Origin of the sequence: Variovorax sp. dw_954, from assembly GCF_018449755.1 — a bacterium.
GTDB lineage: Bacteria > Pseudomonadota > Gammaproteobacteria > Burkholderiales > Burkholderiaceae_C > Variovorax.
This window is the reverse complement of record NZ_JAAVVD010000034.1, coordinates 45,601-71,749: the sequence shown is the minus strand read 5'-3', so window position 1 is coordinate 71,749 and position 26,149 is coordinate 45,601. Positions and strand designations below refer to the sequence as shown.

Below are 26,149 nucleotides of genomic sequence, written 5' to 3'. Positions count from 1 at the left end.
GATCACGGGCGCACCCAATGAGAACGCCGAAGGTGCTGCGGGTGGCGCGCCCGGCGCAGCTGCCGCGCCCGCCACGGCTGGCGCGGCCGTTGCGCCTGCGGGCGGCGCCCACTCCTTCTGCTCCAGGTTCTTCACGCGCGCCTGCAGATCCTGGATCGTCTTCATCGCCTGGTCCAGCGTGGCCTTGAGCTCCTCGTTGGATTGCCCGTGCGCGCCGCCGCAGACAGCGACAGCCAGGGCGCCGATCGCCATATGTCGATTCATCCTTGTCTCCTGCATTCTTCTGGTCTCGACAACTCTTCGATGTGCCATGCACCGATCGAAAAGATGCTCATTCGAAACTCAGAATAGGTGCATTCATTCAGCTGGGAATTGAGAGAAATCAAGTGATGCGCAACTCGTCGCGCGAAGATTCGCAATGCCGCCCGCGAACCCGGAGAGACGCTCATGACATTGATGAATTTCCTGGTCGGATTGCCCGTCATGGTGCTGTGCCTGATCGTGCAGACCGCGCTGACCTTCTGGTGTGTGCGCCACTACGTCCGGTACTCCGCGCAGACGCAGACTGGCCAGGGGTTCTGGACAGGCATCCGGCCGCTCATCGTGATCACGCTGGCCATGATGGTCTGCAACCTGCTGCAGATCGCCCTCTGGGCCTTGCTGTTCGTGCTGCTCGGCGAGTTCGGCGAACGCCACGACGCGATCTATCACTCCGCGGTGAATTTCACATCGCTGGGCTACGGCGACATCGTGATGAGCAAGGACTGGAAGATGCTGGGCCCGCTGGAAGCCGCCAACGGCGTCATGATGCTCGGCATGACGGCGGCCGCGATGATGGCCATCCTGCAGCACATGATCAAGGTTCAGCAGGACGCACTGTTCGCCAAGGCAGAGGCCGCGCTGCGCCAGGCCACGACCGACAGCGGTGCCGCGCCGTAGAGGCACGGCCCGATACGTAACCTCATGCCGCACCCCTGGAGCCGCGATGGCCACGGCTCTCATGGCGGATCAGCACGTGTTCCACCAGCACATTGCCGTTGGCCATCGGGGTCGCATTCATCTGGAACCAGCGCAGTTCGTCGGGCGAATGGCAGGCGTAGGTACTGGAAAACGCCGTTCGGTTGCCATTCAGCAGTTCCTTGAGTCCGCGCGCAACATCCGGTGCCTCGACGTTGGCCATCCGACTCTTGCGACACGCTTCGATGTAGTCCACCCCGTGGCCGACCGATGCCGTGTCGGGCACGCCATTGCGCCTTGCGAATTCATTCCATGCGCGATTGACGAATCGAATGACGCCGTGCGCATCAAGGATCGCCACGTTCCCCGTCAATGCGTCGATCGCATCCTGCAGCGCCCTTTGGGTGGTGCGGCTCAACAGCCTGGGCAGGGTGTGGGCATCGTCGAGCGCCTCGTGATCCGTGTCTTCCCGCGCGCTGTCGCCCGAACGCGCCGCCCTGGCATGGCGGGCGACGACCGGGGGCCGTGCGCCAAGGGGAAAGTGGACCTCCAGCCGCGTGCCCGCTCCGGGCGTGCTCTCGATTCGCATGAGCCCGCCATGCGACCGAACCCGTTCCTGGATGCCCAGGATGCCGAACGACTCGGACTTGTGCAGGTCCGCCTCGTCCATGCCGACGCCGTCGTCCGTCACCTGCAGCGAAATCGCGACCGCCGATTCCATCACCAGCCGGATGCGCACGGTGCTGGCATGGGCGTGCTTGACCACGTTGTTGAGCGCCTCTTGCACGACGCGGTACAGGCAGATCGCCAGTTCCGGGTCTTCTGTCGGCGCTTCGTAGATGCCGGGCGGCGCGTCGATCCTGCACACGATGCCGGTCTGCTGTCCGAACTGGCTTGCCAGCAGTTCCAGTGCCGGCAACAGTCCCAGGTCTTCGAGCATCGGCGGGCGCAAGTCATTCACGATGCGGCGCGTCGACACCACGGCCTGCGCCGCCAGGCCATCGACCTCGTCGATCGGCACGAGCAGCCCGGGCGCGACCGTGCCGAAGTGTTCTCCGATGTAGCGCAGGTTCATGCGAATGGCGGCGAGCGTCTGCTGCAGGTCGTCGTGCAGTTCGCGCGCGATGCGCTTGCGTTCTTCTTCCTGCACCTGGTCGCGCGACGCGATCAGGCGTTGCAGTGCGAAATGCGAAGACTCCAGGTCCGCCTGCACCGCCCTGATCGCCGTCACGTCGCGCGCGGCAATGACGGCACCCACGATCGTTCCGCTTCCGGAGCGGATGGGGGCAAAGCTGTAGCTGCCGATCCACGTCTTGCCGGAGTCCTTGCGTCGCAACCGGAACTCGCAGTTGCTCGCCGTCTCGCCCTGGAGCGCCCGGGACAAGGGCCATTGCGCAGCCTCCGCGGCCCTGCCGTCGGGCATGACCATGTCGAGGAATTCCGGATACTCCGAAAGTGTCGTCCTGCAGGCGGCCTCGTCGGCAAAGCCGTGAAACGTCGCAAAGGCCAGGTTGAAATCGATGAGCTTGCCGTGGACATCGGCGATGCATACGGCGTCGCTCATGCTCGACAGCGCCGCCTCGAGCTTCGAGGCACCGTCGCGAAGCTCCTGCTCGACCCGCTTGCGCTCGGTGATGTCGCGCAGGATCACGGTGTTCAGCGGGACACCCGCAATGGACACCTTGGAGAGGGAGGCCTCGACCGGGAACTCCGTGCCATCCGCGCGCAGGGCGGTCACCTCGCGCCGCAGTCCCAGGCGATGCGGCGCCACGGGGCGACTGCCGAATCTCTCGATGTCCCGCCGGTAGAGTGGCCGGTAGCGCTCGGGGATGAAGCGTTCGAGCGGCGCGCCGACCATGTACCACATCGCACAACGGAACATGCTCGCCGCCGCCGGATTGGCCTGCACGATGATCTGCTGCTCGTTGGTCGTGAGGACGGCATCCACGACCGACTCCATGATGCCCTGCAGCCGCGCGTCGCTCTGGTTGCGTGCAATCAGCATCCGGTTGAACTGCTCCGCCACCGCCTTGATTTCCGGAGGACCGCCGACCCTGGCGTCCGCGTCGTTGCCATCTGCGATCTTGCTGGCCACCCTCTGGAGGTCTGCGATGGGCGCGGCGACGGCGGCGCTCAAGCGCCACGCCAGGCCGAACGCAAAGATGCACAGGACTGTCGCGAACCCGCCGATCCGCCAGATGGCGCCACGGTATTCGGCGAAGACTTCGGCGTCGACGAGGCCTGCGGCCACCCGCCAGTCGCTGCCGGGCAGCGTCACGTAGGTGTACAAGCGCTTGATTCCGTCACGCCCCACCGCGGAGAGAGGATTCTTGCTTGCGCCGCGCGCCGGCGCCGTGTCCTGCATCGCGGGCCGATGGCCGACGAAGCGCTCCGGGTCCGCCGATCGAAGGAGAACAATCCCCGTCCCGTCGACGACCGTGACGATGGCGTCCTTGGGGATCGAGGCCAGCAATTGCGCGTTCAGCACCAGCAAGTCGGCGGTCATCACCAGCAGCCCGCCCCGCGCGCGATCGTCCTCACCAAGGGCATAGCTCAGCGCCACCAGCTTGCGCCCCGTGTGTTCGCCGACGAACACCCTGGTGGCACGCAATCTGCCGACTGGAAGCTCGGGTGGCCCGGCGCTCATGTCGTCCGGCATGGGCACCGCGTCGGCCGCCGACGTGGACCGACAGATGACCCTCCCTTGCGCATCGAGCACCGCGACCCCGGCAATGGCGGGATTCAGGTTCAAGACCTCCTCGACCAGCGGGTCACAGCCCGCCGGATCGAGCGCCTTGACCAGTGGCCGCTCGGAAACGCGGGCCAGCACCCACTCGAACTGGTCCAGCATGCGCTTGAGATCCGCGGCCGTGCCGGTGGCGAGGATCCCGACCTTCTCGCCCCCGGCAAGTTCAGCCCGGCGAAAGTCGTTTGCGAGGACGGCTGCGAGCAGCATCGCCACGGGAAGCATCACCCCCATCACCAGCAGGACGATGCGGGTGCGGATAGGCAACTTCTCAAGCCGCGATGTCAGGGAATTTCCGGGCACTGGGCAGGGGATGGTGGGCAGACGCCCGTAGCATGCCCCAAAAAACCCGGTTGACTGCTTCTGATTGAGCATGCGCATTTCCGGCGGCGAGATCCCGTGCAATATCTGGAAGGGGCAAATCGAGCGAGGTGCAGAGGTGAAAGTGCTGCTGGTGGATGACTCCGTGGCGATACGGCAAAGCTTCGGCGCGCTGCTGGTGACCGCGCCCGGCGTCGAGGTCGTGGGCCATGCGGAGGATATGCGCTCGGCGATGGCAGCGATCGCCTCGAAGCATCCGGATCTGATCGTGCTGGATGCCAAGCTGCGCGGAGCGGAACGCGGACTCGATGTGCTGAACTACATCCGGCAGCATCACCCGTCAATCAAGGTGATCATTTTTTCCCAGTTCAACTGGGCCATGATGCGCAAGAGCCACATCGAAGCCGGCGCCCTCGCCTGCTTCGACAAGGGCACCGAGTTCCGGCAGGCGCGCGACTGCGTTGCGGAGCTCGCAAGCGCGCATGCCGCGCAGCAAGAGCGCCGCTGACCTGTCAGGCCGCCAGCGCGGCGATGGCTTCGAAGCGTGGCCGCGGCACGGCGGCCGGGACGCGCGCGAGCGACTTGGCGGGTGCGCGCGTGCCCTGCGCATATTTCTGCAAGGCATCGAGGTCGATGATCCTGACCTTGCGTTGCGCCACCTCGACCAGGCATGCATCGGCCAGGGCCGCGAACGAACGGCTGATCGTCTCGTGGGCGACGCCGATGTAGCTTCCGATGTCGCGGCGGCTCATTTCGAGGCGAATGATGGTCGCGGACTGCCCGCTGGAAGCCAGCTGGTGCGACAGGTGCATGAGGAACCGGGCCAGGCGCACTTCCGCCGACACCGGCGCCATCATGTCGGACAGGCGGGTGAGGTCGATCATCGCGTTGCTCACGGCACGCATCACGCCGCGACCGAAGGCGGGGTGGCTGTTTGTCAGCGCAAGGAAGTCGGGAGAGGCGATGGCCAGGGCGCTGGCGTCCGACAGAGCCATCACGGCCGTCTGGTGGCGGTCGCTGGACAGCGCGTCGCATCCCAGCAGGTCGCCCCGCCGTGCAAAGCCGAAGACCTGCTCGTAGCCGTCTTCCGCGGTACGGAAGACCTTGAAGGTTCCGGTGCGCGCGATGTAGATCGACGCAGCCGGCGCACCTTCGATGATCAGCAGATCCCCGGCCCGCAGCCGTCGCACCGCCGGCAAGGGCAGCGGAGACTGTTGCTCGTCGCCAACAGGAACGCCGATGAGCCCGAACAGGTCGTGCAGGCTGGTCCGCTCGCGATGGTCGATGCCGGCAGATGGCGCCTCGGAATGCGTCGGAATGCAGGTGGGGGGTTCACGCAATGTCAGGGTGTTCATTGGAAATGCTCTCCGGTGGTTGCGGCGACCCGGGACGCGCCGGGCTCCGCGGAGCTTGCGCCGATCGCCACGGCGGGAACATCGGCGACTTGCTCTCCAGAACGGCGGTGCATTCCTCGTCGTCAAGGATTCTTCCTACATGACTTTCGGATTAAACCTATAGACACACACTGTCGAAGCATAAGTGCGTCACTTTGTTGCCGGAATTGACATTTGGGCTCACAGTCTCGCCACCCGACAACTATCCAGCGGGCCGAGGAGTGCACATTGACGATGCCAGCCGTGACTGAGCCAGAACTTCGGATGCTCTTGGTTGACGACCATGCCGTCGTCCGTGAGGGCCTGAAACGCGTGCTCGAATCGGCGGGGAATCACTGGGCCCTCACCGAAGCCGCCACCGGCTTCCAGGCGCTCGAGATCCTGCGCCAGGAGAGGTTTGACCTCGCGCTTGTCGACTTGTCGCTGCCCGGCATGCCAGGCCTGGATCTGGTGCAGCGCATCAAGGGCGAATTCAGCGACGTGCGGGTGCTTGTCCTGAGCATGCATGCCGAGGCGCAGTATGCGCTACGCGCATTCAAGGCAGGTGCCAACGGCTATCTCAGCAAGGACGTCGCTGCAGAAGAACTGGTCAATGCGGTGCGCAAGGTGGCGGCAGGCGGCGAATACGTCACGCAGAGCCTGGCAGGACAGCTGGTGCAGAGACTCAACGGACAGTCGGACATGCCACTGCACGGGCTGCTGACGGATCGGGAGTTCGAAGTGCTGCAGCTCATCGCGGCTGGCCAGCGGCTCACCGACATTGGCGAGACGCTGCACCTGTCGGCGAAGACCGTGAGCACGCACAAGACCCGCATCCAGGAGAAGCTGCAGGTATCGAGCACGGCGGAACTGGTTCGCTACGCGCTGGAAAATCACCTCGTCGCCTCATCGCAATACTAGGGCCTGCTCACAGCATCTGCTCCGCCCGATCCAGCAGATTCGCCGCCTTCGGCACGTCTGCCCTGGCCAGCCGCACCAGCGTGAACGCGCGAACGCGCGGCGGGTCGCCGGGAACGCGGGCGGTATGCAGGTCCAGCGCATGGCCTTCTTCCGCATCCTGCTCGGGCAGGATGACATTCATGCGGCTCAGCCTCACTCGCCGGGATGTGACATGCATCGTCGTGCTGGCGTCCGCGAACAGCTCGCACACCACGTCGAGCTGACGGTCCAGCGCGCCGACGCGTGGCCCCAGGGCCTTCAACTCGCCGTCGTTTTCTTCCAGCCGCGCGCGCAGCCGCGCCAGCTGACTGGCATCGCCCGGGTCCTCGCCGCCCGTGACCGATGCCATGCCCGCACCCTGCCGTGCCAGCAGCCGCACGCGGGTCGCGAGCAGCGCGCGCTCCTGCTCCAGCACGCCGCGCCTGTCGTCGTCCGAGGCGATGCGCGCAAGCGCCTCGATGGCCAACTGGTCGATCAACCGGTGCACGATGGCCTGTCGCACCTCGGCCTCGGCCGGCGCGCAGATGCGGATCTGGTGGTCGTTGAAACTGAGCGTCGTCTGCGCAACATCCTTGCGCATGACGTCGCCTTCCCGGGCAACGCCCAGCGTGTTGCGTTCGTTCATGGCCATGCCCAGGACGGCGAAGACATGCGCAAGGCCCGGCTGCTCTTCCAGGAACGCGCGCAGTTCCGTCGACCTTCCGAGCACCAGCGGGATATCGTCCGCCGCCGCGAAGAATGCCCTGACATGAGGATCGGACGACCAGCTTGCCGCATCCATGCCGCGGGGCGGCGGAAAAGCCGCCACGAGTCCGCGCAGGTGCGCCGCCGCCTTGGCGACGGCCGCTTCCAGGCGCGCCTCGTGGCCATGCACCGTGCGCAGTCGGGGATGCAGCGCGATGACGCGCTGCACCATCCGGCCGACCTCCTCGTCGCGCGGTGCATTGCTGGCCTTGCTGCCGAAAAGACGATCGAGGAGGCCCATGGCGCTCGTACCCCGGACGTCAGGCGAAGTCGTCGTGCACGACCTGTGCAGTGAGGCGGCCCTTCTTCCAGTACATGTCGTGAATTCGGGCCTGGAGGAGGCGCAGCCCCTCCGCGGGCACGCCTTCGAAGATGACGATCGCGGCAGGCCGGGGCCCGTCGGCCGCAACGTGCTCGATCCTGTCGAACTCCGGAAAACCGTACTTCACCAGGAACGCCTTGATCTCGTCATCGGTCGTGCCGGCCTCGATATTTCCCAACCAGAGTCGTGCCATGCGGATCTCCTTTGTGCACTGTGTTTGCTACGCCATGATGTTCACGCCGCCATCGACGTAAAGCGTCTCCCCCGAAAGTCGCCGCGCGTAAGGCGTCGCAAGGAACGCGCAGGTGAATCCGACATCCATGATGTCGACCAGTTCGCCCAGCGGCGCCCTCCGCGCCGCTTCGGTGAGCAGCAGGTCGAAGTCCTTCAGGCCGGAGGCGGCGCGGGTCTTGAGCGGCCCCGGCGAGATCGCGTGCACGCGGATGCCGCGAGGCCCAAGCTCGAAGGCGAGGTAGCGCGCGCACGCCTCGAGCGCGGCCTTGACCGGCCCCATCACGTTGTAGTTGTCGACCACCTTGTTGGCACCGTAGTACGACATGGTGAACAGCGTGCCGCCGTCCTTCATCAGCGGTGCCGCCAACAGGGCCATTCGGACGAAGGAGTGGCAGGAGATGTCCATGGCCCGGCCAAAACCCTCCGCGGAACAGTTCAACAAGCCACCCTGCAAGTCGTCCTTGGGCGCCCAGGCGATGGAATGCACCACGACATCGAGCCGGCCCCATTCGCTTTCGATGCGCTCGAACACCGCTTCGAGTTCACCCGGCACGGACACGTCAAGCGGCATGAAGATCGGCGCCTGCAGGGCGGTTGCCAGCGGCTCGACATACGCGCGCCCCTTCTCGCCAACGTAGGTGATCGCCAGGTCGGCGCCCAGTTCGCGGAAGGCCGCCGCGCATCCGTAGGCAATCGAATGCTCGTTGGCGATGCCGCAGACAAGCACCTTCTTGCCTTGCAGCAAGGGGCGTGGGATATCAAGCGCCATGCGTTTCTCCAGCAAGCCCGAGCACTTCGCAGGTGTGGCGGGCGATCATCAGTTCCTCGTTCGTGGGAATGACCCACGCCGAGACCTTGCTCGACGGCGCGCTGATGCAGGGCCCGCCACGCAGGTTGGCCGCCGGGTCGAGTTCCAGGCCGAGCCAGGCGGCATCGCGGCACACGCGCTCGCGCAGCGACACCGCGTGCTCGCCGATGCCGGCGGTGAACACCAGGGCGTCGATGCCCTGCGCGGCGGCGGCCAGCGAGCCGAGTTCGCGCCCGATCCGGTAGACAAAGAGGTCCACGGCGAAGCGCGCCCGTTCGTCGTCGCTGGCAAGCAGCACGCGCATGTCGCTCGACAGCCCCGAAACGCCCAGCAGGCCGGACTGCTTGTAGATCAGGTCCTCGACCGCGCGCGCATCCATGCGCAGTTCATCGATCAGGTACAGCACCACGCCCGGGTCCAGGGTGCCGCTGCGCGTGCCCATCGGGAGCCCGTCCACGGCGGTGAATCCCATCGTGCTCGCGAGGCTGCGCCCGGCCGCCATGGCACACATGCTGGCGCCGTTGCCCAGGTGCGCGACGATGGTGCGGCCCGTTGCGGCCCTGGGATCGAACTGCGGCAGCACGCTGGCGACGTATTCGTAGGACAGGCCGTGGAATCCGTAGCGCCGCACGCCCAGGTTCGTGATCGAGGCCGGCAGCGCAAAGGCCTGCGCCGCCTCGGGCTGCGCGCGATGGAATCCGGTGTCGAAGCAGGCTACCTGGGGCAAGTCCGGGCGCTGCTGCGCGACGATCTCGATGGCCTTGAGGTTGTGCGGCTGGTGAAGTGGCGCCAGGGGTATCAGGGCGGCGAGGGCCGTGATCGCCTCGGGCGTGACCCGCACTGCCTGCGAGAACGCGAGCCCGCCATGCACCACGCGATGGCCGACCGCGGACAGGGTGTAGCCATCGCCATGTTCACGAAGGAAGTCCGCGAGGAAACCGATGGCGCCCGCATGCCCGAGTTCGACACCTTCACCCCATGCCCTGGCGCCGATTTCCTTGCCGTCGCCATCCTTGGCGACGAAGCGCGGCGCGGTGAAAAGCCCTTCAATCTGGCCGCGCATGACACGTTCGAGTTCGCGGCCGTGCGTGGCGAACGCGCTGAACTTGATGCTCGAGGAGCCCGCATTCAGCACGAGGATCACGTCGGCCACGGGATCAGGCCTTCTTGCGTGGCGTCTTCCGGCGCGCGGACGGGAATTGCCCGTGCACCACCACCGAACCTCGGCCGCCCTTGCCTTCGCCGGCCCCGGCCAGCAGTGCCCGGATGCGGGCCGCCATCGCTGCCTGCTCCGCGGTCGGAGCGGAACGCAGCACACGGCGATCGGCGCCGACCTTGTCGAGCAGCGCCAGGAAGCGCTCGCGGTCGGCAGGGTCAGCCAACAGGTCGGCCAGGGTGCTCACGGCCTGGTCCGGCTCGCTGCGCGCGATGATTTCCTGGACGCCGCGGATGGCCCGCCATTGATGTGCAGGCATGTGAGGCAGATAGTCCGCGTATTCCGTCGCCAGTTCCTGGCGCATCTCCACCCGCGAAAGTGGCAGCGTCTCGCCCCTGCGCGCCAGCAGGAAGGCAGCGCGCGCGACAGCTTCGTCGTAGCCGCCCTTCGCGATGGCGGCAACGGCCTCGCGGACCTGCGGCAAGTCGCGGATCGCCGTCACCGGCGCCTGCGCGGCACCCCCCGGCGCCTCCCCGGCGCCCGTCGGCGGAACCATGTTGGCGTAGAGGCCGAAGAACTGGGCCTCGGTCATCGCATCCCGCATGGCGCGGTACAGATCGAGCGATGCGCTGAACAGTTCCGCGCCCAGCTTTTCGCTGCGGCGCATGGGGTGGTCGGCGTCCATCGGCTTGCGATTCGCCCTCACTGCCTCCGCGGTGGGTGCGATCCACGACAGCCAGGGGTTCATGCTCGAGATGGCCCAGTTCTGAAAGCGCAGTGGATGGAAGTTGCGCAGCATCTCCGCGCCCTGTTCCGTCGCCATCGCCTGCACCATCGGCCTTGCGAACAGTTCGTAGGCACGCTGGTTGAACTCCGAGACGGCCGCCACCGCCTCGAACGGCTTTTCATCGGCGCGTTTGAAGCGATTGATCCGCTCCATGATGTCCTCCAGCCGGTGCTCGTGGAACTCGACGTCGTACTCGAGCGCGCCGCCGTCCGACTCGCGCTCGGTGACCGCCATGCCGTAGAGGCCCGGCGGCAGCGTTTCAATGCTCTTGAGCACCGACACGATCTGGTTGTGCTCCTTCTTCGCCACCGCGCCGGACACGAAGATCCCGAGGTGGCCGATGCTCTGGTGCAGCAGGCCGACGATGACCTGGCCGCGCGCCTTGATGTCGGCCGTGCTTTCATAGACGTCCGCCACCCAGTTGAAGGCCTGTTGCGGCGGCGTGATGTTGTCGCCCATCGATGCGAACAGGACGATCGGCGAGCGGATGTCGCGCAGGTCGAAGGGCTTGCCGCTGCCCGACTTGGTGTCGCCGGTCCACAGCTTGTTGCCGACGAACAGGTTGCGGGTGATCCATTCGATCTCCTCGCGGTTCATCAGGTAGTAGCCGCCCCACCAGTGCTCGAACTCGAGGAAGCGCGGCGGCTCGGTATCGGCCTTCGAGTAGAGGTTGTAGTACTTGTCCCAGAGGCTGTTGGTGGGGTTGAGGTTCTCGAAGTTCTGCACCAGGTAGGCACCGTCGAACTTGCCGTTGCCCAGGTCGGCCGTCATTGATGCCAGCCACGAACCACCCAGCAGGCCGCCCGCGTAGCGCATCGGGTTGTCGCCCTCGCCTTCGCTCCAGGCCCCGCCCCAGTAGGACATCGGCGCACCGTTGATCACGATCGGCCCGGTGTCGTCCGGGTCGGAGGCGGCCAGCATCATCGCGGCCCAGCCGCCCTGGCAATTGCCGACGATCGCCGGCTTGGCACTGTCGGGATGCAGCGCGCGCACCTTCTTGACGAACTGCTGCTCGGCATTGCAGACGTCGATCAACGTCTGGCCCGGTTCAGGGTCGCGGAAGAAGATGACGAAGTACACCGGATGCCCGGCGCGCAGCGCCACCCCGACCTGCGAATCGTCCTTGAACCCACCGATGCCGGGGCCGTGGCCGGCGCGCGGATCGATGATCAGGTAGGGCCGGCGCTTCGGATCGATGACGACGCCCTTGGGCGGCGTGATCCGCAGCAGCGCGTAGTTGACCGGGCGGTCGAACTTGCGCGCGTCGAGCACCACTTCGGAATCGAAATGCAGCACCGGCTTCAGGCCCTGCTTGTTGTGCTCGACGAAGTCGTTCCCGCGCTGCCACAGGGTGTCCCAGAACAGCACAGAGCGCTGCGTTGCATCGATGGCGTACTGGAACAGGCTCTGCGGATCCATGCCCGCGAGGGGCTGGGCCAGCGGAACGCCGGGCTGGTCCTGCACGGCCTTGCTCACGCGGCGAGCGAACTGCTCCTGCGCGTTCTGCACACGTTTCTGGAGCACCGTCGCGACCTGGGTCCCGACTTTCTGGCTCTGCGCGATCTGCGCTGCTGCTTTCATGGTGAATTCTCCGGACCCGCACCGGCGGATCTCATTGCCATTGTGTGAACGCGATGATGAAACGTCGTTGACTGCAATCAAGGCTTCATGGTGGCGCTGCCGCCGCTGTCATGGCCGGCAGGTCGAAGCCGCCGCCCAGGGCCAGATACAGGTTGGTGCGCTGGGCCAACTGCTCGGACTGCACCTGCAGGTACAAGGTGCGCGCCGAATAGAGCGCCAGCTGGTTCTGCTCGACCGCGCGCAAGTCGACGGACCCCACGCGGTACTGGATCCGGGCCAGCGCCAGAGCCTGGTCGTAGTCGCGGACAGCCGCCTCGAGGACGGCCTGGCGTTCGCGCAGCGAGGCCTCCGCGCCCAGCGCGCTCTCGACCTCGCCGAACGCCCGCTGGCCGGCGCGCGCGTACTCGGCGACAGCCTGCTTCTGCTCGGCAGAGCGAATCTCGACCTGCGCACGCAATGTGCCGCCCTGGTAGAGCGGCGCGATGATGTTGGCCCCGAGGCTCCAGACCGGGCTGCTGACGTCCTTCAGCTCGATCAGTTCGCTCGACACATTGCTGCCGCCCGCCGTCAGGCTGATCCTCGGGAGTTGCGCCGCCTTCGCTTCGCCGACGCGCGCGAACGCGACCGCGACGCGTCGCTCGGCCGCCACCAGGTCGGGCCGGCGCTCCAGCAATTCCGAAGGCATGCCCACCGGTACGGGCGGCGGCACCGGCGAGAGCCTGTCCGCCACCCCGATCTCCGCTGACGGATAGCGCCCGACCAGGAGTTCGAGCGCGCGCAGCGCCTGCTCGCGCCCGTATTCGACCTGCTTCAGCGTGTCGCGATAGGAGCCCACGCTCGCGCGCGCCTGCGCCACGACCTGCGAGTTGCCGTTGCCCACCCGCAATCGATCCTGGGATATGCCAAGAAGCGATTCGCCAGAGGCCAGGGCATCCTTCGCGATCGCCCTCTGCAGCCCGGACTGGACCGCAAGGAACCAGGCCTTGGCCACGGTGGCGGCCAGTGACTGGCGCGCATAGGCGAAATCGGCCTCGGCGGACGCGGACTGTGCCTGGGCCGCCGCCCGTCCATAGCGCAAGCGGCCCCAGACGTCGAGCTCCAGCGACGCATTCAGGAACACGCCGTCCAGCCCGCCGCCGCCGCCCGACTTGCCGCCGCCGATGCCAACCGCCGCCACCGAGGGAAGCAGCGCACCCGAGGCGACCTTGACGTACCCGGCCGCCTGCTCGACGCGCGCCGCCGCCACCCGCAGGTCGGCGTTGTAGACCAGGGCTTCGTTGACGAGCGCCGTCAGGCCCGGCTCGCCGAAGGAAGCGAGCCAGCCGTCGGCCACCGGTGCCGCGACACCTGCGCCGGCCTTGAACGCCGCCGGCACCGGCCCCTGCGGCAACACTTCCTGCTGCAGGTCGGCGGTGGTTGGCGGGGACTTGAGCGCACAGCCCGACAGTGCGACCAGCAGTGCCGTCGCGGCCAGTCGCCGGTGCATTCGTCGGTGGAGCGAAGTCGTGCGCATCAATGCAGCTTCGGCACGATGTAGTTGGTGATTGCGCCGACGCGAAGGATCACCATTCGCACGACGTGGATCATCTCGACATGGTCGGTGTAGATCGCGCCGTCGCCCTCCGCCCCGGCCGCCAGGAACAGGTTGGCGGCGTCCTTGTCGTCGACGATGAGCTTGACCGGGAAGCGTCCCGGCACCTGCGGATAGGCACCGGTCTGCGGCACCGCGCCGGACGGCGTCATCTGGCCCTGGCCCTGCGCCCAGACGATGGAGTCGACCTTCGCCTGGATCACCTGGCCCGCGTGGGTCCTGAGGGTGAACTCCGCCCGGTTGCCGGGCTCGACCAGGCGCAACTCGTTCTGCGTGTAGAGCGCGATCACCTGGTAGGTTTCCTCGACAAAGGTCATCGCGGGCGCGAGCGGCACCGCGACCACGTAGGAGCCCGGGCGCAACTGGACATTGATCGCGTAGCCATCGGACGGCGCGTACATGGTCGTCTGGTCAAGATTCCATTGCGCGGTGCCGAGGTCGGCCCGGCTGATGTCGACCTGCGCCTTCGCCGTCGCGAGCTGGGCCCGCGCGGACGCGACCGAGGCCTGTTCGCCGTTGACCCGTCCGGACAGCTTCTGCGTCACCTGCGCCTCGTTCGCGGCGGACGTCGCGATCTGGCCCTGCAGATCGGCCAGGTTGGACTCGGCCTGCTCGAGCGCAAACCGGTCACCCGCGCCGGTGGAGACCAGCTCGCGGTTCTGCCGCACGCGCATCCGGGCCAGTTCCAGCCTGGGCTGCAGCGAACTGACCTGTCCGGTGGCGGCCTTGAGTTGCTCCTGCAATTGCCGCGCCCCGGCGGAAGCGTCGATCAGGGCCGCACCCGCCTGCGCGAACTTCGCTTCGTCCGCGGCAAGCCTCGCCTTGGCCGCGTTGAGTTCGTTCTCGTACTGGGTCGGGTCGATGCGGAACAGAAGCTCGCCCTTCTTTACCAGCCGGTTGGGCTCCACCGGCACTTCGAGCACCCGCCCGCGCACCTGCGGCACGATCTGCACCACGTACTTGAAGACACGGACATCGGAAGTCGACGGCGCGACGACGTTGAGCGTGAGGATCATCGCGGTCAGCGCCACGATCGGAATGATCACCACCGTCACTTGCGTGGCGGTGTTCCACGGAAGCCACTTCAGCTTGATGAAGAAGAGCCAGACGAAGAAGGCGTAGATGCCGAGCAGCAGTGCTTCCATCAGGTGCTCGCGTTTCCTGCGACCGTCGTCGCGTCGCCCGCGCGCGGGTCGAGCGCGGCCAGGTCCCTGCGCAGCTGCTTGAGTTCCGCGGTCAGGGCGCCCCGGGCGTCCATGGCATCGAGTTCATCGCGCAGGTGCGCGATGTCATGTTCCAGCAGTTGCCCCGTTGCGGCCTTCTCGCCCTGCTCGTGGAAATAGTCCTCGTGCTTCTCGGTGCCGTACGCCGCCCGATAGCCCACAGGCTTCACGTAGGCCCACAACCAGGCCAGCGGCCACAGCATGCCGCCGAAGAACAGCGACAGCAGGCACAGGACCTTGATGGCGTCGCGCTGGGGGTGGTGCTTCTTGTGCGCGATCTTCTCCGGCATGACGTGCACCAGCCAGAACAGCACGATCCCGGCAATCGGGATGACGACGATGATGAACCAGGCCAGGCCCGTCGCTGCCGCGCCCATTTGCTCGGGCGGCAGGAACGATGCGTTCGCCTCCCCCGGCATGGCAAGTGCTGCCATGCACATCACGAAGGACGGGAGTGCCAGCCCCGTTGGAGTCCGACCCCTTGACCAGCTTTTCATACCCAGCACCTGACCCTTCCATGGCGATTCGGCAAATGCTAGGGATGAAGCGGACGAAGCAATTGAGGATTCTCAAGTCGTGACCATGAAGCTCACGCCGCGCGCGGCAAGTTGAGGCAAGTCAACTCGCCGCGGCATGCGAGCACGCAAACTATGGCTGATCCGGTCGCGTGGGACGCAAGGGGGTGCGATGTACCAGCGAATTCTTGTCCCCTTCGATGGCAGCGACGCTTCGTTGCATGGCCTGGACGAAGCGGTGCGCGTGGGCATGTCCGTCGGCGCGACGCTGGAGATCGTTCATGTCGCCGACCACTTCTACCGCAGGACCGGCTTTACAAGCGACGACACCTACATGAAGCTGCTGGGAAGCATCGAGCAGGAGGGCCAGGCGCTGCTGGCACAGGGCTGCGAGCGGGCGGAACGCGCCGGCGTCAAGGTCGAGTCGAAGTTGCTGGCCTTGCTGGGCGGGCGGATATCGGACGTGGTTGTGGAGGAGGCCCGGGACTGGGAGGCGGATCTCATCGTGGTCGGAACGCGGGGTCGCCGTGGCATCGAGAGGATGCTGTGGGGCAGCGATGCACAGGAGATCATGGGCGCCGCACCGGTGCCGGTGCTGCTTGTGCAGGCCGCTCGCCCGCCAGCCACAAAGGATCAGTGAGCAGGCCATGACCGACCCGATGTACGACGAGGAAATGATGCGGGCGCCTGTGTTGAGTCCGATCGACCGCGTGGCGGAGATGCTGTTCGGCTTGTTCATGGCGCTCACCTTCGTGGGCGCGGTGTCCGTGGCGGACTCGGGGCGCGAGGATCTGCACAAGATGTTCGCCGCGGCCCTGGGCTGCAACCTTGCCTGGGGCCTTGTCGACGCCGTCATGTACCTGGTGCGCACGGTCACCGATCGCGGGCGATGGATCTCGTTGCTGCGCGCGGTCCGAAGCACTGCGGACGCGCAGGCCGGTCGCGCGTTGATCGCCGGTGCCGTGTCGGCGGTCGGGGCGCAATTCATGACGGCGGCGGAGCTCGATGCGATCCGCGGCCGGATCGCGGCCCTTCCCCGCATCCCGGAACGAACGACGCTGTACAGGGGGGACCTGCTCGCCGCGCTGGCGATCTTCCTGATCGTGGTGGCGGCGACCTTCCCGGTGGTGCTGCCCTTCGCGCTGATCCAGGACGTGGTGACGGCCAGGACGGTGTCCCGCATCATTGCGCTGGCGATGCTGTTCTTCGGCGGCTTCGCGCTGGGTCGGTACGCCGGTTACGGCAGTTGGAAAGCCGGGCTGATGATGGCGGGCCTGGGCACTGTCCTGGTCGCGGCGATCACGGCGCTGGGCGGCTGAGCCACGAAAGCCACGCAGCGCAACCCGGCGCCACGCGCCCATTCCTCTCTGCCCCACCGGCAGGGTGCACCACCTCCTGGCTGCGCATCCACAGCCGCTATAGCAGGGCCTCCGGCACCAGCGGCCCGAGCAGGTCGATCTTGAGGCGTTGCAGCCAGGTCGATTCCGGTTCGTAGGTGATAACCACTTCCTTGTCTTCGTCCATCGACAGCCATTCGATGGTGCGCTTGTTGGTCACCCATCGCAGGCGATAGGCACTCTCCAGCTTGCTGATGTTGATGATGCGCAGCAGTTCGCGCGCCAACTGCGGGCTGTCGACCATGATGCCGAGCTCGGTGTTGTCGTTGGCAGAACGCGGATCGAGGTTGACGGAGCCGATGAACAGCTTGCGCTTGTCGACCACCGCGGTCTTCGCATGCAGGCGGCCGAGCGACTTGCCGAACATGTCGAGCCGCTGGTTTTTCGTGGTGCGCGCCGGGCTCAGCTCATAGAGGTCGCAGCCCGATTCCAGCAGCCGTTCGCGATAGCGTGCATAGCCGCTGTGCACCAGCGGTTCATCGTTGGCTGCGAGCGAGTTGGTCAACAGCGTCACGCTCACGTTGCGCTTGCGCAGCGCCTCGAAAGCCTCCATGCCCTTCTCCCCCGGCACCAGGTAGGGCGAGGTCAGTTGCACCTCGTTGTCGGCGATGAGCAGTTGCGACCAGAAGCGCATGGTGACGCTGGTGGCCAGTGCCTCGTCGTCCGACATGTAGCGCAGCTTGGTGGGCGGGTCGGCAACCGCGTTCGCGGGGCCCCACAGCAGGCCGATGCGGCCGGCATCGAGTTCCTCGCCAATCGGCCCGTAGCCGAGCACGTCCGTCGCCGGCAACACGATCCTGGGCCGTCGGGCGCGCATCCCGACACGCTGGTCGAAATCCTCGATCATCGCGCTGCGACCCCGTTGCGGCTTGACGATGTCGGCGATCGGGTAGACCACGTCGCTGTTCCAGTACGCGTCGTAGATGCCCTCGAGTTGCGGGACGACCTTGCCGACCATGAGCGCATCCATGTCGACGAAGTTGGTCGCATCGTTGAGCACGAAATATTCGTCGGCGATGTTGCGTCCACCGGCCAGGGCCATCACGCCATCGGCAATGAAGAGCTTGTTGTGCATGCGGTGGTTGAGCCGCGGGATGTCCGACGCCGAGGCCGCGAAGCGCCCGGCCAGGCTGCCGCGCGCGCAGCAGAACGGGTTGAACAGCCGCACCTCGATGTTCGGTGTGGCCGACAGCGCCAGCAGCAACTGGTCCGTATGCGCCGTGTAGAGGTCATCGACCAGCAGCCGCACGCGCACGCCGCGCAGGGCTGCTTCCTTGAGCGAACGCAGCAGCAAGCCGCCGGCGCCATCGTTCTCGAACACGTAGTACTGCAGGTCCAGCGAGCGCTGCGCGCGCCGGGCCAGTTGGATACGGGCGTCGAGCGAGTAGACGCCCAGCGGCATCAGCCGAAAGCCGGAATGCTCGCCCGGCGGCGTGGATGCAGCCACGATCTTTGCGAGCACCGTGTCGGAGCTGGGCGCGAGCGCGGCGGCCACCGGCGTCACGCTGCGCTGCGGCAGCGTGCCACAGGCCGTGAGGAACGCCGCCATGCCCACGGCCAGCAAGACCCCGATGCAGCGGTGCAAAAAGTAGCGAAATATGATTGCGTCCATCTGCCTGAAGGAATTGACCATGACCTTGCGATTCGACCGGTTGCTTGCCTGGGTGCCGATGATGCTCGCAATCGGGTTTGCCATGCCAGCCGCCGGAGCACTGGACGTGGGACAGAAGGTGCCCCCGTTCACCGCCCCAGCCGCGCTGGCCGGCAAGCCCTTCACGTATTCGCTGCAGGACGCGCTGGCCAAGGGGCCGGTCGTGGTGTATTTCTTCCCTGCCGCCTTTTCAGTGGGTTGCTCGATCGAGGCGCATGCCTTCGCCGACGCGATGGAGCAGTTCGCCGCGCTGAACACCTCGGTGATCGGCGTGTCGACCGACGACATGGAGACGCTGTCGAAGTTCTCCAACCAGTCCTGCCAGGGCAAGTTCCCGGTGGCTTCGGACGAGACGCGGAACATCACCCAGTCCTTCGACGCCGTCATGCAGACGCGGCCCGAATATGCGAATCGCATTTCGTATGTGATTGCGCCGAACGGCACCGTGGTCACGTACTACCAGAGCCTGAATCCGTTCAAGCATGTCGAGAAGATGCTGGACGCGGTGAAGCTGATCAAGAAGTAGCCGGGCTCTCCAGTCGATGTGGCTTAGCCAGCTCGACTTGACCCCTCGGGGGGCAGGCGCAGCCTGGACCTGGGAGCTTCAGTACTTGATCTTCACGCCGGCCTTGGCGCCGGTGTTGTTCTTGCCGTCCGAATGGGCCTCGACCGAGAACGAGGTCTTGCCGCCCGTCTCGGCGCCTGCCGAATAGCTCGTTTTTTCCCCCGAGGTGTCCATGCCGCCGAAGGTCTTGCTGCCATCGGGGCGCTCCACACCCACAGTCGCGCCCTTGGTGTTCACCGAGTCCTCGGTGGAGTTGACATTGGGGCTGACGTAGACGGTGCCCTTGTCGCCGCTTTCAACGGGGAGTTTGACTTCATCGGCAAAAACACTGCCACATGCTGTGGCGATGCAGATCAGGAAACTGAGGGAAGTTCGCATCGGTCCATTGTGGGCGCGAAGACGTTTCCGTGGCTGTCAGCAAACAACCTATGCGGCGAGCGAAAGACGGCTTGCCTGCGCACGACGCGATCCGTAAGATTCTTACCTCTGCCAGTAAGAAACAGGGAAGCCATGAAGATCACGAGTAAAGGACAGGTCACGATCCCGCAGGCGGTGCGAGAGCAGGCAGGCCTGCATCCCCACAGCGAAGTCGAGTTTGAAGTGCGCGCCAACGGCGACGTCGTCTTGCGGCTGTCGCCTGCCGCCATCTCGCCCGTGCGCAGTGCCTTCCAGCGCGTGCGCGGCTCCGCCACCGCGGCGCAATTCAAGGGCATGGGCACCGACGAGTTCATGCGCTTCCTGCGTGGCTAACACTGGCACTAGCACGCGTGCTTCGCGTGCAACCGAGGCGGACGCGCGCTATCTCGCCCGGCCGTCGGCCACGCTGGTCGACAGCAACGTGCTGCTCGACGTGCTGGCCGACGATCCCCAATGGGCCGAGTGGTCGCTCGACCAACTCGACCGCCTGGGTCAACAAGCCCCGCTCGTCATCAATCCGCTGATCCTGGCGGAACTCAGCCCCCGATTCGAACGCGCATCCGACCTGGAGGACGCCCTCGCCGGCCTGCCACTCAAGCGCGAACCCCTGCCTTGGGATGCAGCGTTCCTGGCCGGCCAAGCGTTTCGCGCCTACCGCAGTGCGCCGGCCGCGGGAACGGGGCGGGCGCGGTCGCCGCTGCCGGATTTCTACATCGGTGCGCACGCCCTGGTAAACGGGCTACGCTTGCTGACCCGCGATGCCAGGCGCTATCGCAGCTATTACCCGAGACTCGACATCATCTCGCCCTGAGTGGCGCGCCAATTCCTTCTTCCACCATGCAACTCAACTACATCGCCAACACCAGCGTCGTCTCGGCTTCGGGGCGCACGCTGCCGGTCCTCGATCCGTCTGATGGCCAGCCCTTCGACGAACTGCAGCGCAGCAACGCGGCCGACATCGACGACGCGGTCGGCGCCGCGCGCGACTGCTTCGACAACGTGTGGCAGAAAACCAGCGCGGCGGAGCGTGGCCGCTTGCTCTACAAGCTCTCGCAGAAGATCGCCGAACACACCGACGAACTGGCCCTGCTCGAACAGCGCGATTGCGGCAAGCCGGTGAAGCAGGCGCGGGCCGATGCACTGGCGCTGGTGCGCTACTTCGAGTTCTACGCCGGCGCCTGCGACAAGCTCCATGGCGAGACGATTCCATACCAGGACGGCTACAGCGTCTTCACCTGGCGCGAACCGCACGGCGTCACAGGCCATGTCATCCCGTGGAACTACCCGATGCAGATATTCGGCCGCAGCGTGGGCGGCGCCCTGGCCGCGGGCAATGTCTGCGTGGTCAAGCCGGCGGAAGACGCGTGCCTGTCCTTGATCCGCGTGGCCCAGCTGGCCGCGGAGATCGGATTTCCTGCCGGCGCGATCAACATCGTGACCGGCTACGGCCATGAAGTCGGCGACGCTCTGGCGCGGCACCCGGGCATCGACCACATCAGCTTCACCGGCAGCCCGAAGGTCGGCACCCTGATCCAGCAGGTCGCGGCGGAACGGCATTGCCCGGTGACGCTGGAGTTGGGCGGCAAGAGCCCGCAGATCATCTTCGCGGACGCCGACCTCTCGGCGGCGATTCCAGTGCTGATCAACGCCATCGTGCAGAACGCCGGGCAGACCTGCTCGGCCGGTTCGCGCGTGCTGATCGAGCGCAGCATCTACGAGCCGCTGCTCGAACGACTCGGGCACGCCTTCGAGGCGCTGCGCGTCGGTCCCGCCGCGATGGACCTCGATGTCGGCCCGCTGATCCGGCAGACGCAGCAGCAACGCGTGTGGGACTTCCTCAGCGATGCACAGCATGCCGGCATCCCGATGGTGGCGCAGGGCGTGATCGTCGACGAGGCGCCCGACAGCGGCTTCTACCAGGCGCCCACGCTGCTGCGGGACGTGCCGGTGATGCACCGGCTCGCGCAGGAAGAAGTGTTCGGCCCCGTGCTGGCCGCGATGCAATTCGCCGACGAGGACGAGGCTGTTTCGCAGGCCAATGCCACGCAGTTCGGCTTGGTCGCGGGCATCTGGACGGCCAACGGCGCACGGCAGTTCCGCATGGCCAAGCGCGTGCGCAGCGGCCAGGTGTTCATCAACAACTACGGCGCCGGCGGCGGCGTGGAACTGCCCTTCGGCGGGGTGAAGTCCTCCGGCTACGGCCGCGAGAAGGGCTTCGAGGCGCTGTACGGATTCACCACGCTCAAGACCATCGCGGTGCGGCACGGCTGAGGCGCGTGCACCGGCACTTTTCAATCCGTTCAAGGACAACTTCAGGAGACTTCATGCGCGTCAAGGGCAAATCCATCATCGTCACCGGCTCGGGCGGCGGCATCGGCGAAGGCATCGCCAAGCGGTTGGCGGCGGAGGGTGCGCAAGTCATCGTCAACGACATCAATGCTGCAGCGGGCCAGCAAGTGGTCGAGGCGATCCTGCGCGACGGCGGGCAGGCCTCCTTTCTTGCAGCCGACGTGACGAAGACCGCCGACATGAAGGCGCTGGTCGGCGCCGCCGTCGCACGCCACGGCAAGCTCGACGTCATGGTCAACAACGCGGGCTGGACCCACCGCAACCGCCCCGCCCTCGAAGTCAGCGAGGAAGAGTTCGACCGCTGCTTCTCGGTCAACATGAAGAGCATCTACCTCTCGACCATCCACGCCGTCCCGGCGTTCCGCGCCAACGGCGGCGGCGTGTTCATCAACATCGCGTCCACGGCCGGCGTGCGCCCTCGCCCCGGCCTCAGCTGGTACAACGGGTCGAAGGGCGCCGTCATCACCACCAGCAAGTCACTGGCCGCCGAACTCGGGCCGGACAACATCCGCGTCAACTGCATCAACCCGGTATTCAACCCCGACACCGGCCTGGCCGCCGAATTCGCGGGCGGACCCGTGACGGACGAGCGCAAGGCCAGGTTCCTCGCCACCATTCCGCTCGGGCGCTTCTCCACCGCGCTCGACGTGGCCAATGCGGCGCTGTACCTAGCAAGCGACGAGGCGGCGTTCATCAGCGGCGTTTGCATCGAAGTCGATGGTGCGCGCTGCGTCTGAAGGCGCTTTCGCCTTGATGAAGCCCCCGCGATGGCTGGCATCGGCGCTGATGTGCATGGCCGGCGCCAGCCATGCGCAGTTCACCACACCAGCCGCCGGCGAATACATCTACGAGGGCAGTGGCGGCTGGCTCACCGTTCGGCCGGGCGGCCGCTTCTCCATCGAGACCGCAACCCTGACCGGCCATAGCTGCGCTCTCGACGGAACCATTGAACAAGGGAAGGCCAGGCTCAAGGACCCGTCTTGCGTGGTGACCTTCACGCCGGGCTGGACTGGTCCGAGAAGGACCGGATCCGCAATGACCTCGCGCTCGCACAACTGCGCGCGGGCGACCACGCCGGCTGCCTGAAGACGCTGGAACCGCTGCGTGAGGCTGCGGGCCAATCGGACAACGACATCCGCTCGAACTACCTGCCCGAAGAAGCAAGGCTGCTCCTGCCCATCGTCCGCGCGACAAGGACCAACCTGAAGCTTTGCCAGGGCTGAGCAGGGTTGAGCCGGGAAGCGCACGCTGATTTGCCTCATCGCGGGCTCGGGCGCAACACGGGTTTGCGCGTCCATGGTCAAGTGACCCGGCTACCCTGCGGGCAGGGGCGATGGAGTAAATTGACCTCCCCCATGAACAGCAGCAAAGTCATCCCCGTCTCCGAAATCGGCCGCGCGCGCCGTGTGCCTGCCCTTGCGCAGGCGCGGGTTCCCGCCATCGGGCACCTTGAAGACCGGCTTGGCCGGCCGCTGACCGACCTGCGCATCAGCGTGACGGACCGTTGCAACTTCCGCTGCAGCTATTGCATGCCGAAGGAGGTCTTCGACAAGGACTACAAGTACCTGCCGCATTCGGCCTTGCTGAGCTTCGAGGAAATCACGCGGCTTGCGCGCCTGTTTACCGCGCACGGCGTGCGCAAGATCCGTCTCACCGGCGGCGAGCCCTTGCTTCGCAAGAACATCGAGGTGCTGATCGGGCAACTGGCGCAATTGCGCACTGTGGACGGCGTACCGCTGGACCTCACCCTGACCACCAACGGCTCTCTCCTCTCACGCAAGGCCGCGGCGCTCAAGGCCGCCGGCCTGCAGCGCGTGACGGTGAGCCTGGACGGCCTCGACGACACGGTCTTTCGCCGCATGAACGATGTGGATTTCCCGGTTTCCGACGTGCTGATGGGCATCGACGCGGCGCATGCCGCCGGACTCGGGCCGATCAAGGTCAACATGGTGGTCAAGCGCGGCACCAACGAGCAGGAAATCCTGCCGATGGCCCGCCACTTCCGCAACACCGGCGTGGTGCTGCGCTTCATCGAATACATGGACGTCGGCGCCACCAACGGGTGGCGCATGGACGAAGTGATGCCTTCGGCCGAGGTCATCGCGCTCATCGCGAAGGAGCATCCGTTGCGTCCGCTCGAACCCAGCGCGCCCGGCGAGACGGCCCAGCGCTGGGCCTATGCCGATGGCGCGGGCGAGATCGGCGTGATCAGCAGCGTCACGCAGGCCTTCTGCCACGACTGCAGCCGCGCGCGCCTGTCGACCGAGGGCCAGCTGTACACCTGCCTGTTCGCCAGCCACGGCGACGACCTGCGCCCGCTGCTGCGCGGCGATGCGGACGACGCGCAATTGCTCTCGGCGATCGGCCACATCTGGCAGGGTCGCGCCGACCGCTATTCCGAACTCCGTGCGCTGCGCGCTCCCGACCTGGCCGCCGACACCGGCGCGGCGCGCCGTGTCGAGATGAGCTACATCGGCGGCTGACGATGGGTCTGGCAACACGCATCCAGATGGAGGACATCACCGGCCTGGTCCTCGCCGGCGGCCGCGGCTCCCGCATGGGCGGCGTCGACAAGGGCCTGCAGCCCTTCAACGGCACGCCCCTGGCCTTGCATGCGGTGCTGCGACTCGGCGCCCAGGTTGGCGAAATGATGGTCAATGCCAACCGGAATCTCTCGACCTACGAATCCTTCGGCGTGCCAGTCTGGCCGGACGGGTTGGCCGACTATGCCGGGCCGCTGGCCGGCTTCCTGACCGGGCTGGAACGCTGCGAGACGCCCTGGCTTCTGACCGTCCCGTGCGACACCCCGCTGTTCCCGCTCGACCTGGCCAGGCGGCTTGCCGATGCGCTCGTCGAGACCGATACGGAGATCGCCATGGTCAGCGCGCCGGAAGCACAGGACAACGGCGGTCCCCCGGTCCTGCGCGCCCAGCCCGTGTTCTGCCTGCTGCCGACGACCCTGCTCGAAAGCCTCGCGCGCTTCACCCGGTCCGGCGGGCGCAAGATCGATGCGTGGACCGCGCAGCACCGCACCGTGCTCGTGCCCTTCGACCGCGAGGGCGATGCGCCCGACGCCTTCTTCAATGCCAACACGCTGGCCGAGCTCGCCGCGCTGGAAACACACCGCATCCGATGAGCCGCGTCGCCGAAATCTCCGCCGCGCTGGCCGGCTATGACCCGAAGGCACTGAGCGTGGATGGCGTTCAGGCCTTCCTTGCCAGCCTCGTCGAACCCGCCATCCTGCGCGAGCGGGAACGCGTGCCGCTGTTCGAGGCCCTCGGCCGGGTGCTGGCCCAAGACGTGATCTCTCCCTTCAACGTGCCGCCGCACGACAACTCGGCCATGGACGGCTTCGCGTTCGACGGCGCAGCGCTGGATGCGCCCGCGGCCGGAGAAGTCAGCCTGCGCGTAGCAGGCACAGTACTGGCGGGCGCCGCATGGCGCGGCGCGCTGAGCAAAGGCGAGGCACTCAAGATCATGACCGGCGCAGTGATGCCGGCCGGCTTCGACACCGTCGTGCCGCAGGAGTTCTGCAGCGTCGATGGCGACACCGTTCGCTTCCCCGCCGATGCGCTGCGCCGCGGCGACAACCGCCGCTTCGCTGGCGAAGACCTCATGCAGGGCCGACCCGCGCTCCTGCAGGGCGAGCGCCTGACACCCGCCGGACTCGGCCTGCTTGCCAGCCTCGGGCAGGCCGATGCGTGCGTCGTCCGCCGCCTGCGCGTGGCCTACTTCTCGACTGGCGACGAAATCCTCAGCCTCGGCGAAGCGCCTCGCGAGGGCGCCGTCTACGACAGCAACCGCTACACGGTCTTCGGTCTGCTCACGCGGCTGGGCTGCGAGGTGGTCGACCTCGGCATGGTGCGCGACGACCCGGCCGCGCTGGCCGCCGCGCTGTCCGATGCGGCCCTGCGCGCCGACGCGATCATCACCAGCGGCGGCGTCAGCGTCGGCGAGGCCGACCACACCCGCGCCGTGATGCGGCAGCTGGGCGACATGGCCTTCTGGCGTGTCGCGATGCGCCCGGGCCGACCGATGGCCGTCGGCCTCGTTCCAAAGGGGCATGGAGCGGGCGCGGGCGCCGCGGTGCTGTTCGGCCTGCCCGGCAACCCGGTCGCCGTGATGGTCACCTTCCTCGCCTTCGTGCGCCCGGCGCTCCTGCGCCTCATGGGCTGCAACGCCTCCAATGCCGCGCCGCCGCCGATGTTGCGCGCCCGCAGCGTTGCGTCGATCCGAAAGAAGCCTGGCCGCACCGAGTACCAGCGCGGCCGCGTCACCTGCACGCCGGGCGCACTGCCGGAGGTCCGTATCGCCGGCAACCAGGGATCGGGTGTCCTCAGCTCGATGGTCGAGGGCAACGGCCTGGTCGTGCTGCACCATGCGCAAGGCAGCGTCGCGCCTGGCGACGAGGTGGATGTGATGATGTTCGATGGCGTCGTATAGGCCTTGACA

Annotated in this window: 27 protein-coding genes; 14 read left to right on the top strand and 13 right to left on the bottom strand. The window is 66.6% G+C overall.

The features are described from left to right. Positions 1-264, bottom strand: a 264-nt coding sequence (locus HB681_RS33985; protein WP_213959297.1) for a hypothetical protein, incomplete at its 3' end; no start/stop codon positions are given. Between the two features lie 183 nt (positions 265-447). On the opposite strand from HB681_RS33985, the gene HB681_RS33980 reads away from it, so the two are divergent. Next, positions 448-939, top strand: a complete 492-nt coding sequence (locus HB681_RS33980) for an ion channel (RefSeq protein WP_213959296.1) — start codon at positions 448-450, stop codon at positions 937-939. A gap of 22 nt (positions 940-961) precedes the next feature. On the opposite strand, the gene HB681_RS33975 is transcribed toward HB681_RS33980, so the two are convergent. Beyond that, positions 962-3,970, bottom strand: a complete 3,009-nt coding sequence (locus HB681_RS33975) for a PAS domain S-box protein (protein WP_213959295.1) — start codon at positions 3,968-3,970, stop codon at positions 962-964. 106 nt (positions 3,971-4,076) lie between these two features. Here HB681_RS33975 and HB681_RS33970 point away from each other — a divergent pair, with 106 nt between their 5' ends. Further along, positions 4,077-4,532 carry a response regulator transcription factor gene (locus tag HB681_RS33970; RefSeq protein WP_213959294.1) on the top strand — a complete coding sequence of 152 codons (456 nt, stop codon included), beginning with the start codon at positions 4,077-4,079 and terminating at the stop codon, positions 4,530-4,532. A 4-nt stretch (positions 4,533-4,536) separates the two neighbouring features. On the opposite strand, the gene HB681_RS33965 is transcribed toward HB681_RS33970, so the two are convergent. Further along, positions 4,537-5,379, bottom strand: a complete 843-nt coding sequence (locus tag HB681_RS33965; RefSeq protein ID WP_213959293.1) for a helix-turn-helix domain-containing protein — start codon at positions 5,377-5,379, stop codon at positions 4,537-4,539. 303 nt (positions 5,380-5,682) lie between these two features. On the opposite strand from HB681_RS33965, the gene HB681_RS33960 reads away from it, so the two are divergent. Next, positions 5,683-6,318, top strand: a complete 636-nt coding sequence (locus HB681_RS33960) for a response regulator transcription factor (protein WP_256354602.1) — start codon at positions 5,683-5,685, stop codon at positions 6,316-6,318. A 7-nt stretch (positions 6,319-6,325) separates the two neighbouring features. Here the strand turns inward: HB681_RS33960 and HB681_RS33955 are convergent, their stop codons facing one another. From HB681_RS33955 to HB681_RS33920, 8 genes are all read right to left on the bottom strand, one after another. Next, positions 6,326-7,342: a hypothetical protein gene (locus tag HB681_RS33955; protein WP_213959291.1), complete on the bottom strand. Its 1,017-nt coding sequence runs from the start codon at positions 7,340-7,342 to the stop codon at positions 6,326-6,328. A gap of 19 nt (positions 7,343-7,361) precedes the next feature. Then, complete coding sequence (locus tag HB681_RS33950; protein WP_213959290.1) at positions 7,362-7,616, bottom strand: RNA-binding protein; 255 nt, start codon at positions 7,614-7,616, stop codon at positions 7,362-7,364. A 27-nt stretch (positions 7,617-7,643) separates the two neighbouring features. Further along, positions 7,644-8,426 carry an enoyl-ACP reductase FabI gene (fabI, locus tag HB681_RS33945; RefSeq protein ID WP_213959289.1) on the bottom strand — a complete coding sequence of 261 codons (783 nt, stop codon included), beginning with the start codon at positions 8,424-8,426 and terminating at the stop codon, positions 7,644-7,646. Continuing rightward, positions 8,416-9,618: an acetate/propionate family kinase gene (locus HB681_RS33940; protein ID WP_213959288.1), complete on the bottom strand. Its 1,203-nt coding sequence runs from the start codon at positions 9,616-9,618 to the stop codon at positions 8,416-8,418. The genes fabI and HB681_RS33940 overlap by 11 nt, the downstream gene beginning before the upstream one ends. A gap of 4 nt (positions 9,619-9,622) precedes the next feature. After that, positions 9,623-11,989, bottom strand: coding sequence for a DUF3141 domain-containing protein (locus HB681_RS33935; RefSeq protein WP_213959287.1), 2,367 nt, complete (start codon positions 11,987-11,989; stop codon positions 9,623-9,625). An 85-nt stretch (positions 11,990-12,074) separates the two neighbouring features. Continuing rightward, positions 12,075-13,502: an efflux transporter outer membrane subunit gene (locus tag HB681_RS33930; protein WP_213959286.1), complete on the bottom strand. Its 1,428-nt coding sequence runs from the start codon at positions 13,500-13,502 to the stop codon at positions 12,075-12,077. Continuing rightward, entirely contained in the window at positions 13,502-14,725 is a 1,224-nt protein-coding gene (locus HB681_RS33925; protein ID WP_213959285.1) for an HlyD family secretion protein, read from the bottom strand. The genes HB681_RS33930 and HB681_RS33925 overlap by 1 nt, the downstream gene beginning before the upstream one ends. Further along, on the bottom strand, positions 14,725-15,237 hold the full coding sequence (locus HB681_RS33920) for a DUF3302 domain-containing protein (RefSeq protein WP_256354601.1): 513 nt from the start codon (positions 15,235-15,237) through the stop codon (positions 14,725-14,727). Before HB681_RS33920 ends, HB681_RS33925 begins: the two co-directional genes overlap by 1 nt. 253 nt (positions 15,238-15,490) lie before the next feature. Here HB681_RS33920 and HB681_RS33915 point away from each other — a divergent pair, with 253 nt between their 5' ends. Next, the gene (locus tag HB681_RS33915) at positions 15,491-15,958 is read left to right on the top strand and encodes a universal stress protein (protein WP_213959284.1); all 468 of its coding nucleotides are present in this window, start codon (positions 15,491-15,493) and stop codon (positions 15,956-15,958) included. Between the two features lie 7 nt (positions 15,959-15,965). Continuing rightward, on the top strand, positions 15,966-16,637 hold the full coding sequence (locus tag HB681_RS33910; RefSeq protein ID WP_256354600.1) for a hypothetical protein: 672 nt from the start codon (positions 15,966-15,968) through the stop codon (positions 16,635-16,637). 97 nt (positions 16,638-16,734) lie between these two features. Here the strand turns inward: HB681_RS33910 and HB681_RS33905 are convergent, their stop codons facing one another. Continuing rightward, entirely contained in the window at positions 16,735-18,327 is a 1,593-nt protein-coding gene (locus HB681_RS33905) for a phospholipase D family protein (protein WP_213959283.1), read from the bottom strand. Between the two features lie 19 nt (positions 18,328-18,346). On the opposite strand from HB681_RS33905, the gene HB681_RS33900 reads away from it, so the two are divergent. After that, entirely contained in the window at positions 18,347-18,892 is a 546-nt protein-coding gene (locus tag HB681_RS33900; protein ID WP_213959282.1) for a peroxiredoxin, read from the top strand. Positions 18,893-18,970: 78 nt separating this feature from the next. Here the strand turns inward: HB681_RS33900 and HB681_RS33895 are convergent, their stop codons facing one another. Continuing rightward, entirely contained in the window at positions 18,971-19,309 is a 339-nt protein-coding gene (locus tag HB681_RS33895) for a hypothetical protein (protein WP_213959281.1), read from the bottom strand. Between the two features lie 132 nt (positions 19,310-19,441). Between HB681_RS33895 and HB681_RS33890 the strand changes: the two genes are divergently transcribed. From HB681_RS33890 to glp, 8 genes are all read left to right on the top strand, one after another. Then, positions 19,442-19,681 (top strand): AbrB/MazE/SpoVT family DNA-binding domain-containing protein, encoded by a 240-nt coding sequence (locus tag HB681_RS33890; RefSeq protein ID WP_213959280.1) that lies wholly within the window; start codon positions 19,442-19,444, stop codon positions 19,679-19,681. Further along, positions 19,674-20,159 (top strand): type II toxin-antitoxin system VapC family toxin, encoded by a 486-nt coding sequence (locus HB681_RS33885; protein WP_213959279.1) that lies wholly within the window; start codon positions 19,674-19,676, stop codon positions 20,157-20,159. Before HB681_RS33890 ends, HB681_RS33885 begins: the two co-directional genes overlap by 8 nt. Positions 20,160-20,185: 26 nt before the next feature. Beyond that, positions 20,186-21,619, top strand: coding sequence for an aldehyde dehydrogenase family protein (locus HB681_RS33880; RefSeq protein ID WP_213959278.1), 1,434 nt, complete (start codon positions 20,186-20,188; stop codon positions 21,617-21,619). Positions 21,620-21,672: 53 nt separating this feature from the next. Then, complete coding sequence (locus HB681_RS33875) at positions 21,673-22,434, top strand: SDR family oxidoreductase (RefSeq protein ID WP_213959277.1); 762 nt, start codon at positions 21,673-21,675, stop codon at positions 22,432-22,434. A 243-nt stretch (positions 22,435-22,677) separates the two neighbouring features. Further along, positions 22,678-22,920, top strand: coding sequence for a hypothetical protein (locus HB681_RS38515; RefSeq protein ID WP_256735202.1), 243 nt, complete (start codon positions 22,678-22,680; stop codon positions 22,918-22,920). 132 nt (positions 22,921-23,052) lie between these two features. Continuing rightward, positions 23,053-24,180: a GTP 3',8-cyclase MoaA gene (gene moaA / locus HB681_RS33865; RefSeq protein WP_213959276.1), complete on the top strand. Its 1,128-nt coding sequence runs from the start codon at positions 23,053-23,055 to the stop codon at positions 24,178-24,180. 2 nt (positions 24,181-24,182) lie between these two features. Continuing rightward, entirely contained in the window at positions 24,183-24,833 is a 651-nt protein-coding gene (mobA, locus tag HB681_RS33860; RefSeq protein WP_213959275.1) for a molybdenum cofactor guanylyltransferase MobA, read from the top strand. Further along, positions 24,830-26,140, top strand: coding sequence for a gephyrin-like molybdotransferase Glp (gene glp / locus HB681_RS33855; protein ID WP_213959274.1), 1,311 nt, complete (start codon positions 24,830-24,832; stop codon positions 26,138-26,140). The genes mobA and glp overlap by 4 nt, the downstream gene beginning before the upstream one ends. Positions 26,141-26,149: the final 9 nt, after the last annotated feature.